This window comes from Loktanella salsilacus, assembly GCF_900114485.1.
In the GTDB taxonomy this organism is placed as follows: domain Bacteria; phylum Pseudomonadota; class Alphaproteobacteria; order Rhodobacterales; family Rhodobacteraceae; genus Loktanella; species Loktanella salsilacus.
This window is the reverse complement of sequence record NZ_FOTF01000042.1, coordinates 1-12,619: the sequence shown is the minus strand read 5'-3', so window position 1 is coordinate 12,619 and position 12,619 is coordinate 1. Positions and strand designations below refer to the sequence as shown.

General features: G+C 56.4%; 12 protein-coding genes. 3 read left to right on the top strand and 9 right to left on the bottom strand.

Annotated elements, in window-relative coordinates; translation table 11 throughout:
* The 7 genes from BM131_RS19045 to BM131_RS19020 form a co-directional block, all read right to left on the bottom strand.
* A partial coding sequence (locus BM131_RS19045) for a transposase (RefSeq protein ID WP_139222607.1) occupies positions 1-254 on the bottom strand: 254 nt, incomplete at its 3' end.
* A gap of 494 nt (positions 255-748) precedes the next feature.
* Complete coding sequence (locus tag BM131_RS19040; protein WP_090191987.1) at positions 749-1,483, bottom strand: Crp/Fnr family transcriptional regulator; 735 nt, start codon at positions 1,481-1,483, stop codon at positions 749-751.
* The gene (locus tag BM131_RS19035) at positions 1,476-2,561 is read right to left on the bottom strand and encodes a glycosyltransferase (RefSeq protein WP_245754332.1); all 1,086 of its coding nucleotides are present in this window, start codon (positions 2,559-2,561) and stop codon (positions 1,476-1,478) included. The genes BM131_RS19040 and BM131_RS19035 overlap by 8 nt, the downstream gene beginning before the upstream one ends.
* A 59-nt stretch (positions 2,562-2,620) precedes the next feature.
* Positions 2,621-3,667 carry a glycosyltransferase family 2 protein gene (locus BM131_RS19030; RefSeq protein WP_245754331.1) on the bottom strand — a complete coding sequence of 349 codons (1,047 nt, stop codon included), beginning with the start codon at positions 3,665-3,667 and terminating at the stop codon, positions 2,621-2,623.
* 18 nt (positions 3,668-3,685) lie between these two features.
* The gene (locus BM131_RS20590; RefSeq protein ID WP_245754330.1) at positions 3,686-3,928 is read right to left on the bottom strand and encodes a hypothetical protein; all 243 of its coding nucleotides are present in this window, start codon (positions 3,926-3,928) and stop codon (positions 3,686-3,688) included.
* A gap of 33 nt (positions 3,929-3,961) precedes the next feature.
* Complete coding sequence (locus BM131_RS19025) at positions 3,962-4,861, bottom strand: hypothetical protein (protein WP_245754329.1); 900 nt, start codon at positions 4,859-4,861, stop codon at positions 3,962-3,964.
* On the bottom strand, positions 4,858-6,945 hold the full coding sequence (locus BM131_RS19020; RefSeq protein ID WP_090191985.1) for an HAD-IIB family hydrolase: 2,088 nt from the start codon (positions 6,943-6,945) through the stop codon (positions 4,858-4,860). The genes BM131_RS19025 and BM131_RS19020 overlap by 4 nt, the downstream gene beginning before the upstream one ends.
* 174 nt (positions 6,946-7,119) lie before the next feature.
* On the opposite strand from BM131_RS19020, the gene BM131_RS19015 reads away from it, so the two are divergent.
* Positions 7,120-7,920, top strand: a complete 801-nt coding sequence (locus tag BM131_RS19015) for a sulfotransferase family protein (RefSeq protein WP_090191983.1) — start codon at positions 7,120-7,122, stop codon at positions 7,918-7,920.
* A 360-nt stretch (positions 7,921-8,280) separates the two neighbouring features.
* Here the strand turns inward: BM131_RS19015 and BM131_RS19010 are convergent, their stop codons facing one another.
* Entirely contained in the window at positions 8,281-8,562 is a 282-nt protein-coding gene (locus tag BM131_RS19010) for a DUF202 domain-containing protein (protein WP_342713993.1), read from the bottom strand.
* Positions 8,563-8,682: 120 nt separating this feature from the next.
* Positions 8,683-9,015 (bottom strand): DUF421 domain-containing protein, encoded by a 333-nt coding sequence (locus BM131_RS19005; protein ID WP_175499490.1) that lies wholly within the window; start codon positions 9,013-9,015, stop codon positions 8,683-8,685.
* Between the two features lie 1,127 nt (positions 9,016-10,142).
* Here BM131_RS19005 and BM131_RS19000 point away from each other — a divergent pair.
* Both BM131_RS19000 and BM131_RS18995 read left to right on the top strand, forming a co-directional pair.
* Entirely contained in the window at positions 10,143-11,537 is a 1,395-nt protein-coding gene (locus tag BM131_RS19000) for a sensor histidine kinase (RefSeq protein ID WP_090191980.1), read from the top strand.
* On the top strand, positions 11,534-12,178 hold the full coding sequence (locus BM131_RS18995; RefSeq protein ID WP_090191978.1) for a response regulator: 645 nt from the start codon (positions 11,534-11,536) through the stop codon (positions 12,176-12,178). The genes BM131_RS19000 and BM131_RS18995 overlap by 4 nt, the downstream gene beginning before the upstream one ends.
* The last annotated feature ends 441 nt before the right edge of the window (positions 12,179-12,619 follow it).

Sequence of the window (12,619 nt, the reverse complement as noted above, 5' to 3'; positions counted from 1 at the left end):
CACGCGTAGAAATAGCCCCGAACCGTTGAAACCGGCGGGAAGTCGTTGGGCAACATACGCCATTGGCATCCGGTCGTTGCAATGTAGAGGAGTGCGTCGACCACGTCGCGCAAACATGTCGTACGGGGCCGACCAGTTGTCTTCGGCGGCGACATCGAAGGCGCTATCAACGCCCATTCCGCATCCTTCATATCGCTTGCGTATTTATCGCCTTTTCGATCATGTTGACGGCGGGTGAGTTCAGTCCAAGCCATTGTGATCTCCATTCAGCTTCACAACCGAACAGAATCACAAACCACTGAACTCACTCAAATAGTTTTAAATCGGGCTCTAAGCAGATTGTGGAGCTTTCAGGAGGTGAGATCGGCTTTGATAGCATCGTCGCTGACAAGACATCCTTTTGGTTTACAGTATCAAAGGAGCCGTCTCCGGGACATAAGCCTGTTAATTACACTAATAGTATCCCGAAGCCGATGACCGGGCGAAAACGAACTACGTTTTAGCGTGCACACGACTAAGTCAATCTCGCTTGCAAAAATTATATGGCGTCAGCCTTTTATAATTAGTGATACCGTTTACAATTTTCCGCACGGCCTCCTATTTTAAAAACCTGATTAGAAAAACGCTGTTAGAATTCCCTATTTTTTTCTTTCAAAGGTTTTGAAAAATTTACACTAAAATGAAGTACGTTTCTGGGGCAGGTCACCCATCAAGTCCACCTTTCCGGAATAACGCAAAAATTTATTCGTTATGATCCGGGTAAATATAGATAGTCAGGGTCGAACTCGGCGATCAGGTTCAGAGCGGCACGGTCCTGAACGACCAGCTCTCCCTTAACGTAGGTGCAGCAGTTTGCCTCGCGCAATGTCCGCAACACGCGATTGATGTGCACACCGCTTAGCCCGCAGGCGTCGCCGATATGAGGTTGCGATAGATTTAGGGCATAGCTGCCGGTGACGGCCGCGCCACCCGCGTCCATTCGGGTGATCAACTCTGCAAACAAGTTTGCCACCCGCTGCAGGGCTCGCATGGTGCCGTTCCGCAGCGCCCAATGCCGATGGATCGCCGCATCCACTAAGGTCAATGACCAAAGCTGACGGGTAAACTCCGGCTGGTCATCAATAACCGATTTGACCCGTTCATGAGAGATCACCGCCATCTGAACATCGGTGATGGCGACAATGTCGTGGTCCAGCACCTTGAGGGGATAGGCATGCAAGTCAACGAAATCGCCGGGCACCTGCAGTGCGACAAGGTGGTGACGTGCGCCTTGCTTGCGGCCGACCTTAATCCGTCGGCCAACAATCCCGTCCACAAGCAATAAGCTGTGATCTAACGGCTGGCCACGCTCGCTAATAACCTCGCCAGCAGTGCACTCACGCAGGGTGGTAAATCCGGGCTCCAGTTGCGCCCAATGCGGGGCGGAAAGCTGGTGCATCATTCCGATCTGCGCCAGCGGCGCGGTCTTTTTAAACTCAAGCATTTTCGCGTAATTGTGGTTCCAATGTCAGTTCAATCGGGGCAAAGGCTACGTCCGGCACATCGCTGCGTCCCAGACCCGCAATCGCCTTAGCATAGCAAGCTTCGTAATTTTGAATCATATGCGCAACGGTATACCGCTCGACGACCCGCTGAAAGGGCACCATTGGGTCGATCAACATCGCCCGCCGCAGGGCCGTCGCAAGATCTGGCAGGCGATCAGCCGCGGCATAGATACCGGCCACTCCAATGACCTCTTGCGCGGCACCATTGGCAATCGCGGCAACCGGCAGTCCGGTCGCCATCGCCTCGATTGCCGCCAGACCAAATGGCTCCTCCCAGCAGGGCGTAAAAAGCAGGACCGAGGCTTTGCCATAGGCCGCCGCTAAATCGCGTCCTTGCAGGTGCCCACCATAGCGGATGGTTTCGCTTAAATAGGGCCTGACGCTGCGGTCAAAATAGTCCGCATTCTCGATCGTGCCATATAGTGTCAGCGGCACCCCGGCCATGCGGGCGGCTTGGACCGCAAGATGCGTGCCCTTGGTTTCTGTGATCCGCCCTGCCCATATCGCAGAACCATCACCGCCGGGCTGGTAAGGCCATTGCGCCGTGTCGATCCCGTTATAGGCGACGGATGCCTCGACCGGATAGCCATCCGGCCACCAAATCCGCAACTGACGATGAGAGGTCACAGTAAAACGCGCCCAAGGCGCTGCGCTTTCATGAACCGCACGGCGCAGCGCGTCGAAGGGCGGGATATGCAGCGACGTCACCATTGGCAAGCGGTGAACACGCGCCAGCCGCGGTGGATAGCGATGTAGGGAATTGTTGTGGATCACATCAAACTTGCCGTCGATCAAGGCCTGCCCCGCACGGGCAAAGCCAGCATCAACATGCGCGTTCAGCGTGTCCGTGCCATGGTAGGCATGCCACGGATAACGGCTGTCATAATGCTCTGGCAGGATTGGGAACAGTTCGACACCCTGTGGAAGCGCGTCCGCGCTGTCGCCACTCGCAAATAGCGTGACATCATGTCCGGCCTGCGCCAGCGCCGCGACAAGGTGCCAGGAATGAGCTTCCATTCCGCCCATAAAGGGGGGCGCGATGGGATGCCGTACATGGGATACAACCGCGATCCGCATTATTCGGCCGCGACACTAGCGGCGGCATGCGCCGGAAACAAAAGGTCCTCTTCTGCACGGCTCATACGGGCCAGACGTTCCGCCATAGGCGCATCAGACGGGGCTAGACCCTGCTGCAAGCGCTGGCGGTCTTCTAAAATGCGGATCACACGGCCGGTGGCGGCATAGGGCATGTCCTTGCCTTGGCGGCACAGGGCAAAGTCAGCCTCATCCGGTTCACGCAAGATGCGCAGACCGGTGCGGCAATTCTCGATCAGGCCCATCATGCGAAAAGCGTTGAGCCAATGCTCCATCGTGCGGTGGCCCCATTTGCTGGCGAACAACTCGCTGTTGCGAATGACAGAGGCGACGTGGTGGATCGGTGGCATGCAGTGATCATGATACTGGTGAAAGACTTTCGCCCCCCGGACCCACCAGATCGGCAGACCGATTTCGGACAGCGTGCGGCCAAAGTCCGTATCCTCGCCGCCATATCCTTCAAAGCGTTCATCAAACCCGCCAGAACGATCCCAATCAGCGCGGGACATTGCAAAGTTCAGCGACCAAAAGCAACGATAGTCATTGCAGGCGCGGCGCGCCTCTTCTGGTGGACCTTGGCGGTCGGAATGACGGACGGCGACATCATCAAACGTGCCATAGGTCCAGCCTTCGCGCGCGGCCCCGTCAGGCAAATACATCACCTCACCCATATGCAGGCCTTCAGCCTCGGCCATCTGGCCCACGTAGTCGGCTACCAAGCGGGGCGCTGGAATGCAGTCAACATCAAGAAAGATCAACATCTCGCCCGATGCCTCAGTCGCGACACGGTTGCGCGCGCGGGCCAAGGGAAGGTTGTCGCCGCCGATCATCACCTGACGAACAGGAAAGGATGTCGGTGGCAGGTCGGTGTAGGGTTCATCCTGCATGACGCCGATAATCAGCTCTTGCGGCGGGCGGGTCTGGTGCGACAGGCCAAGCACAACATTGTGCAGGTGCGCCGCACGGCCACGGGCCAAGGTCAGGACAGAAACGGGCGCATCGGTGGCGGGCAAACGTGTGGTCATCATGGTGCTCCTTAATTTCAGTTAGGTTTCAGCCAGCGCGGCGGGGCGGCTTTCGGTCATAATGGGGGTCGCGGTTTGCGGCCAAAGGCGGTCAATCAGCGCCTCTAACCAATCGGCGGTTTTCCCTGCGGCATCAGGTGTCACGCAGGCCTGCTGACGCGCCGGATCGTGATTATCCCGCGCCGCCATAATGGCCGCGCGCCATTGCTGCACGCTCGATGGCAGGCCGGGCACGGCATGGGCCACGCCTGCCTGATGCAGCACCCGCGCCTTTTCGACTTGCTCGTCGAAATAGCGTCATTCCGGCACCGCGACCCAAACCTTACCTGCCGCCAACACATGCTGGCAGGTGGTATTCCCCGTGGACGCCACGATGCAATCTGCGGCGGCGATGTAGTCCGCAACATTGTCGACCCAGCCATCGTGACGCAGGTTCGCAGGTTCTGTCGCATGCCAGTCGCGCGCAATCTTGCCCACCGTCAACCAAAGGCTATCCGGCAAGGCGCGGGCCCCTACCGCAATGGGGGCCGAAGGGAACCCGCTGCCGCCACCGCCCGACAACACCAGCACAATGTCCTGATCCGCCGCAACATTCAGCCGACCCCGCGCTGCGTCGCGGTCTGGCAAAGCAGTATCGACGCCAAGGCCGCCAGCAAAGCAGGTCTTCGCCCGCATCCCGTCGTCCCAATCATCCTGCGCCAGACAGGCAGCGCTTGGAACCAGCAGACCTGCTGCACCGTCATAGGCCGCGCGGTGACCCGGATCGGATCGCTGCCCATGCTGAAGCACTTTGACATGCGGCACCGAGCAAATCCGCGCCAGTTGCGCGACCTCGGCCGATACATCGCAAATTATAAGCGCTGGATCAGCGGTCATAAACCAAGCCGCCATCGTGCCCATTGCCTGCCGAATTCCGGGCCAGCCCAAGGGCGCACAATGCAGCGTATCGGGTTGCGCCGTGAAATCCTGCACAACCTCCGCTCCCGTCGGCTCGAATAGCGACGGGATGACCACGATATCGACCCCTGCCCGCATCCGCGGAAAGATGTCGCCGCGTGCGCAAAAGATCGTTACGGGGCGGTGGGCAGGCAAGGCATTGACGATAGCGGCGCAGCGCTCTGCATGACCGCGGCCTTGATGGTGGACGAAATAGCCGATCGGTGCGGCGGGGGTCAGGGCGCGCGGCGGGGCGGTCATGATGCCACCTGCAAAATTGGTGCCGCCTTGCGGCGATAGGACGGCGCTGCGCGCCGCTTCCCTGCCAGCCCAAAGGCAGCTAGCCCTTCCAGCACACCTTCTGCAAAATGGCCGCGCGCGTGATAAAGCTGTGGCAATCCGCGCAATTCCGCGATTTCGGGCAGAGCATTCCCCACAACGACTCCGCGCCCGCACGCCAGAAGCATATCGACGTCATTGCCGCCGTCCCCTGCCGCGATCACATCGGCCGCCGTCAGGCCATAGCTTTGCGCAAGAAAGGTCAGCGCCCGCCCCTTTCCGCCGCGCACCGGGAGCACATCGATCAAACGATCATGAGAGGCGACAACACGCGCTTTAATCCCCACATCTCGCAGCGCGCTGCGCAAGCGATCCGCATCCGCCGCGCTGCCAAAGCATCCAAACTTCCAGCGGCGCTGCTCGATATCCGCCTGCCATGCGATACCGGCCTTATTGATGCAGTCCTTGATAAGGTCGGGCGACCAATCGCGATCCAAAAGGTCGGAATAGTCGGCGTCCAACACCCAGTGCCCATCCGGCTGCTTGCGATGTATCTCTGTCCCGACAGCAGTGATGAACACATCAGGAAGCGGAAGTGCCCAATCGCGCAGAACACGCCGCGCTTCGACGATGGACCGCCCCGTCGCTACGGCGAACAGGCCCTGACGACGACCATGCCATTTTGCAAACGCCTTAGCACCATAGGCCGACCCGGTAAGCGTGTGATCAATATCACTTCCCAAGATATAAGCGGGACTTTGCGGCGCGCGTTTTGGCATAATCAGATCGGCGCAAACTGCCGTGACATGACCAGCCCAAGCCGACCAATCAAACAGCGCAATGTTATCCTTCGCAGCCTGCGCGTGACGATCCCAAGCGCCCGTGTCCGACAACAGGTTTAAAAGGCCTGCCTCTATGACGGCGGAGTCGGTCGGATCAAGGGTCACGCCATGGCCAGTCTGTGCCAATATATCCAGCGGACCGCCACGGTCACCGGCGACGACAGGCACGCCGTGGCTGGCTGCCTCTAACAAGGTCAGTCCAAAGGGTTCGTGAAAGGCAAGGTTTACAAAAACGCCGCGCGTGCGATGCGCCATGGCATAAAGCGATGCAACATCCTCTGGCGCATGTGACGCCGGCAACGATACGCGCCCACGCAGATGGGGGGCGGACAGGATTGATTTTAGCTCGTTCCAAACAACGGCGGTTTCGCAGCTTTCGGTCACACCCTCACCATGCTGCCCGGCAAGGATCACGAGGTTGGCCCTGTCCTGCAGCGCTTCGCTCGCGGCATAAGTGCGGGCAAGTTGCTGCAGATTTTTACGCGCAACGGGTCGTGCGATAGCAAGGATCAGCGGACGGTCCGGCTGTGCAAGGTCATCGCGCAGCAAGTTGCGCGCAGCGCTGTCCGTGACGTTTTGTGCCCCTGCTTGTTCGACACCGGGCCAGACCCGGTGCACTTTGCCGTCCACCTCTAACCCGTAGGCGGATACTTGGCGTTCTGCCTCGTCCCGAGACGACACAACCACCGCATCCGCCTTCTGCAATCCCGCTTTTTCCTGCGCAATACGCGCTGAAAGCAACGGACCCGCTGCACCTTTAAGGTGTGTTAGTTTGTCAATGGCCAGCGAATGAGGGGTATAGATAAACGGAATGCCAAAGCGCGCCTTTGCCGCGGCCGCCAGCAAGGCTGCATCGGCAAAATGTGCGTGGATCACATCGGGCCGCACCTTCATGCCGTTAATCAGGACAAGAAATGCAGCCGTCAGATCTGGCAATTCGGCGGCTAGCCTTTCTTTTGACAGGTACGCGCTGTTTTCTGTGCGCAGCCGCAGGATGGCAAATTTGTCCTGTATCGGCTGATAAAGCTTGGCATGATCAGCGCCGAGCGCAGGATCATCAAAGGCACGCGTCACAACGGTAACAGAACTCACATCATCGCGCGCAGCCTGCGCTGCTGCGGCACCCAGAATATAGGCGATATGACCGCCCGTATCCTCGGTCAGACCATATTTCACTTGTGGGGCTGTCAGACAGCCACCCAGGGCAAGGTGGAAAATGTTCATGTGCAATCCTCTTATCGTCCAATAACGTCCCCCCCTCCCCCCGGTTCCTGACGTCGAACAACTTCAAGTTGCGCCCCCTATCGAAGGCAGATAAATATGTTAGGCTTTAAAACGGGTTGCATCGCGCCCAATCATTTCGATGTTAATATTTGTTAAGACGCAGGTTGAATTCGCATGCAACATGGCCCTGATTATCGCTACGTTTTCGTTTGCGGATTGCATCGTTCTGGCACGAGCTTGGTGGCGCGTATGATTGCCGATTTGCCGGGCGTCGGCGCGATTACCGGTGCGGCAGTCCCAGAAAACGAGGGTGCCTATTTGCAAGGTGCCATCCCGCATCACGCCTTAGGCGGCATCCCCATGCACTTCGCGACAGATCCGCAGCAGCACATGACAGAGGGACATCCGCTTGACCGGCTAGAGACCCGCCAACGGTTGGAAAACGATTGGGGTCCTTGGTATCCATCAAGCTGCCGCTGGCGGGTCGAAAAATCGCCGGTAAACCTGACGCGCATGCGGCTTTTGCAGCAACTCTTTCCCATGGCTCATTTCGTTATTGTCTTGCGACATCCCGAAGCTGTCGCCGCTGCCGTCGCAAAATGGGTGGACACCCCTGCCCCCGCCTTGATCGACCATTGGCTGGACGCCCATGACCGTGTCGGGCAGGATTTATCCTATCTGCATGCCGCGTCCGTGGTCCGCTACGAAGACCTAGTGCGCAATCCCGCACGGATCCGGGCCGGCCTAGCGGCCTTTCTTGATATAGCATTAACTGGCTCGTCCGGAGAGGTTATCCGCGACGGGAATAAGGATTATCCAAACCCGCCGGAAATATCGCCTAGCCAAGCCACCCGTGCAACGGTGTGGGGCTACGGCCCGCAGTGCAGGGTGGACGCGACGTGGCCGCCGCTGGTCCGCCACCCCTTGCGTGACATTCGCGAGGGTGTGGAAAAGGTATTTAAAGTTTTAAAATAGTGTTTCGGACTTTTAAACCTCGCCTTTCCACCTTCCGGCGCAGCTATGTTTTTATCGCACAATGTAAGCTGGTGGCAAAGTCGCAGGCGACCTGTGGCAATGTGATACCCAAGAGTTATTTCATCGCGCGATATAAAACCCTGCCTCAAGGCCCAGCAGTTGCGGAAGGTTGTTGGTACCTTGCCAATAAGTCATTCGCTGCTTCGCAGAATATCGGTGAGATAGGCTATTCCCGACGTTCGCCGTACCGAGAGCTTTACAGGAGCCAAAGGATCACACCTGTAGCGAATGCGCCCACCGTGAGGATCGCGGCTAGCAAAGTCATTCTTTTGTGTGGCTGCGCCTCCACATCGTGATCTTTCATTCTGCTTTGGCTTGCCGGCACTTTTGAGCAGAGCTCCAGAAAATGAGTATCGCGACCACAATAAAGATCTCGGCAACGCCTTTGGCCAGCATCAGGTGATCGGTGTCTTTAAATACCGCCTTTAGACCTAGCGCTAAGGCGATGCAGGCCATACCTGTGCGCATCCATCCTGCAAACGTGCGCTCATTGGCCAGTACTGTTCTGTCTTCCGCCCACGCTGTCCTCGTATCCGCCAGATCATTGGCGTCAGGATTGTCAGCAAGTTTGGTGCTGGGCATAGCGATTTTCCTCCAGTGTTAGGTTGCCTTAAGATCCTTAGACAGCACGTCCTTAGAGCCAGCGACATGATCAAGCATATTCGGATCATTCAAAGGTTGGTCTGCACCGATAACGCTGTGCTATGAGTTGGTCTCTAGGATGACCCACTGGACGTCCCGTACGCGGCTATACCCGGCTGTGCGGATCGCGGCAGGAATTTCTGCCTCGTTGAGGCGCTCCTTGTGCATAGCCCCAGCCAGTAACTGACCGCGGTGGAGCAGAAGGGTCGGTTCAGACTTCACACTTGTCGTTGCGATGTCTGAGTTAATCATGATTTTAGTCAACGCCCATTGCAGTATCAACAGAGCGTATATGGCGGCCGCACCTTTGATGATTGTGACATCAGCCAAGAGCACACCTGATGCCATGAGGGTGCCGATGGCGACGGTAACAATCCAATCGAAGTTGATCATCCGGGAAGTTGACCGCTTCCCAAAAATGCGGACTGACATCACCACCGCTGAAAACATAATGAAGGCAAAAAATGCCGTCCTGCGCAGGCCGCCGAAGCCGTCGTAAAAAAGGGATCGTCGAACATATCGAAGCGAGCCTTCATTCGTTTATAGCATGCAAAGCTTGAGATAATGCAGCGCTAGTTTCGATGATATCACGAAAACAATGGATAAATGCCCCGAAGGTTCCGTTATATTTTACGGGTACGATCCAATATCCGGCAGTATATCTAAGAAGTGCTGGTGCCGATTTCGCCTCAAGTTAAACGCACAATAATTGATAGCTGGCTTCATGAGCTGCTGACCGACAGCAAAACCATCATAAGTTGTCAGAATAAACCGACAGTGCTTAGCAGCAAAAACCGACATAGCTACGCAAGCAAGCCGACATACTGTCATCAGCCACCAATTTGCGGCAAATAGTTTGACTATAGCAAAGGCGGAAAGCGCGTAGACCTCAAATTTCGCAGCGTTTCCCGCCTTTGCGGAGAGATCGCGCTGACAGCTCACGGTCGTTGGCTCGAGCTACCGTATTCTAAAATTTTGCGTGTTTGGCAACTATTGGTTGGTGGCGCGGCCTACAGCCTAAACCGAATCAGGAAGCAACTTAGTTGCTCTGTCCCTTTCGGCGCATTGCGGACCTAGGGCGGCACTTGGGACGCTGCGATGTATCTTCCCAAAAGCGGTCATTAACTGGTATTCTAATTTTCCATCTACAAGCGGATCTCTACGCGCAGTTGCACGAGCCGCACACTGCATGTTAACGGGGCCATAGCCATTCTTGGGTATGCTGCTCAGGTGTCGGTTAGGGCTGGCTCGGTGATTGCACACCTTGCCAGCCTGAACAGGGACGGCCCAAACCGGCCATTCACCGCCTCTTCGAGATGCTGCAGCGCAGCCCGTCATTGCAGACACTCGTGCATCGCGCAGCATTTTCTCGGCTATAAGTTAGGTCTGCGGACGAAGTTGCCATTCGCTTCGGCTTCTTCAAATGACGGCTTCGTTGACGACCATTGATGTAAGCTGAACACATTACGGTATTCGGACTTAAGTCTATAGGAATTTCGTCAGCGTCGGTGCATCAACTTATGATGACAGCAAAATCGCACAGAATTGGGCGCATTTTGCGCTCCTTATCGGTCCAGTTTCTTTTGGCTGGTGGGGTCGTCCTTTTGGTCGGCGCTTATGCCGTTGGCACATGGGTGACGGACCGCATCGAGCGCGGTGTTGTTCAGAATTCCGGGGCGTCTGCAGCGCTCTATATCGAAAGCCTTCTGCCAAACCAGACGCGAGGTGCAGAGGGCAGTGCATCAGTTTCTGAAGACGCACAGCTTGTCCTGCGGCAAGCGTTTCAAAAAGGCATCCTGAGCGAGCGGGTCGTCACCTATACTATCTGGAGCGAAACCGGCGAGGTTTTGGACTCTTTCAGACCAGAGCAAAGGGGGCTGCAATATGAGCCCTCAGAGGCGCTATTGCAGGCTTGGGCCGGTGATGTCGCGTCCCGATTTCAAACCTTGCAAGCGCAGGCTGACCATCCGGAAGCAACGGTGGGCGTCCCTTTGCTGGAAGTTTACGTGCCGATCAGAGATGCCAATACGGGAGAAGTCTTGGCCGTCGTTGAGTTTTATCAACGTGCAGAACGATTGGCCGAAGAATTGGCCAAAGCCCGACGCGAAAGCTGGACGTTGGTCGCGCGCATTTTTGGTCTGAGCGGCGCATTCCTATTCGTGATCGTCCATGCCGGTAGCCGTCTGATCGAGCGGCAACGCGAACAACTAAGATCACAACTCCTCGAGAGCCATGAACTTTCAAAGAACAATGACGCACTGCGCAAGCGGGTGTCTCAGGCGGCGCAAAGGTCAACGGCGCAATCCGAAAAGATCATGCAGCGAATTGGCCAAGATTTACACGATGGTGTGGCACAGCACTTATCATTAGTCAGTCTGCGTTTAGAAGGCGCAGGGCTTGGCCCTTCTAAGGATGCAGAAACCATCATGCAGTCTTTAAAAAATGCAATGAAGGAGTTGCGTGAAATTTCACGCGGATTGTCGCTGCCGGACCTCGCCACACTCGATTTACGTGAATGTGCCGCGCAAGCGGTGACGGAACACAACAAAGCTCATGAATCAAATGCGCAGTTCGTTGATCAATCGGTCGGTTCAGTTCACGTCAACGACGCAACAAAACTTTGCGTCTATCGGTTCTTGCAAGAGTCACTTTCTAACGCCGCACGTCATGCGGTCGCATCAAGTATCACCGTAGAACTGAATGTTGAGGATGATTGGATCGACGTCTTAGTCTCAGACAACGGGCGCGGTTTCGCGCCGGACGAACTGCTAGGCGTTCGCGACGACGGTGGTCAAGGGTTGCTTGGTCTATCTGATCGTGCCGCCACATTAGGAGGCGCGTTTGTAATTGCGTCTCATCCTGGAAATGGGACCCAAGCCCGACTCCGTTTGCCAATTTGGGAGGACGACGCGTGACCATTCGCATCATCGTCGCAGACGACCACCCCATTTATCGCGACGGTGTCGTGAAAAGCTTGGAAGAAACAGGTGAATTTCGTGTCGTTGGCACGGCCAGTTCAGCGCAAGAGGCCGCGCGCCTTGCCGAAGTCAAACACCCCGACATCGCCCTGCTCGACCTTTCTATGCCCGGTGGTGGGTTGACGGCCGTCAAGGCGATCTCAGCAGCAGGCAGCGCCAAATATGTGGCCATGCTAACCGTCTCTGAAGAAGACGGGCACGTTTCCGATGCGCTTAAGTTCGGGGCGATCGCCTACATCTTGAAAGGTGTTTCAGCCAGCGAACTACGAAAGGTTTTGAAGGGCGTGGCGGAAGGCGAAGCGCATGTGTCGCCCAACTTGGCAGCTAAGGTGTTGACCTACATGTCACGAGAAGATCCCAGCACGCCCGCCTCTCCACTCGAAGATTTGACCAAGCGCGAAGAAGATATCTTGAGACTGGTTTCCAAAGGCCAAAGCAACAAGGAAGTCGCAATCGCGCTCGACCTTCAGGAAAAGACGGTAAAGCACTATATGACGGTGATTATGGGCAAACTACACGCCCGCAACCGGGTTGAAGCCGCGTTGATCGCGCATGAGGTTTGGGGCCGCGCGGAATGACGCGCTCCATCTGGTTCCCATTTGTCGCGGTTCCATAAAGCGGGGAAACGTCTAAGCTTGATCCTTCGACTTCTGCCGCGCCTTCTTGAACGTTGAATTAAAGGCAATCGTAACCCGGTCCTGTGATGTTTCGTAGGGATACACCCAATGTAAAAGTTAGGCTGGGAACAGGATCAATTATCCAGGCATGGGTGGATCTGGGCTGGCCACACAGCGCTTTGGGATACCGGCTGCCAGCGCCAAAAAGCATCGTCCCGATAAACCTAAGACCGACCATGCACAAACATTCAAACAGGATCACCCGATGGGGACACTCCAACCGGACACTCTCTGGACTTAGGGTGTAGCAGGCAGTTGCTTTGATTTTCAGCTGCCTACTACAAAGATGTCAGTTTAGAACAACGCTACAGATCAGTCATCGCCGGATTCATCGCTGTCACG

Coding starts and splice junctions, on each gene's coding strand:
- BM131_RS19025 (WP_245754329.1), bottom strand. CDS start 4,861: ATGACCGCCCCGCCGCGCGCCCTGACCCCCGCCGCACCGATCGGCTAT.
- BM131_RS19035 (WP_245754332.1), bottom strand. CDS start 2,561: ATGGAAGCTCATTCCTGGCACCTTGTCGCGGCGCTGGCGCAGGCCGGA.
- BM131_RS19000 (WP_090191980.1), top strand. CDS start 10,143: ATGATGACAGCAAAATCGCACAGAATTGGGCGCATTTTGCGCTCCTTA.
- BM131_RS19040 (WP_090191987.1), bottom strand. CDS start 1,483: ATGCTTGAGTTTAAAAAGACCGCGCCGCTGGCGCAGATCGGAATGATG.
- BM131_RS19010 (WP_342713993.1), bottom strand. CDS start 8,562: ATGCCCAGCACCAAACTTGCTGACAATCCTGACGCCAATGATCTGGCG.
- BM131_RS19030 (WP_245754331.1), bottom strand. CDS start 3,667: ATGATGACCACACGTTTGCCCGCCACCGATGCGCCCGTTTCTGTCCTG.
- BM131_RS19020 (WP_090191985.1), bottom strand. CDS start 6,945: ATGAACATTTTCCACCTTGCCCTGGGTGGCTGTCTGACAGCCCCACAA.
- BM131_RS19015 (WP_090191983.1), top strand. CDS start 7,120: ATGCAACATGGCCCTGATTATCGCTACGTTTTCGTTTGCGGATTGCAT.
- BM131_RS19005 (WP_175499490.1), bottom strand. CDS start 9,015: ATGATCAACTTCGATTGGATTGTTACCGTCGCCATCGGCACCCTCATG.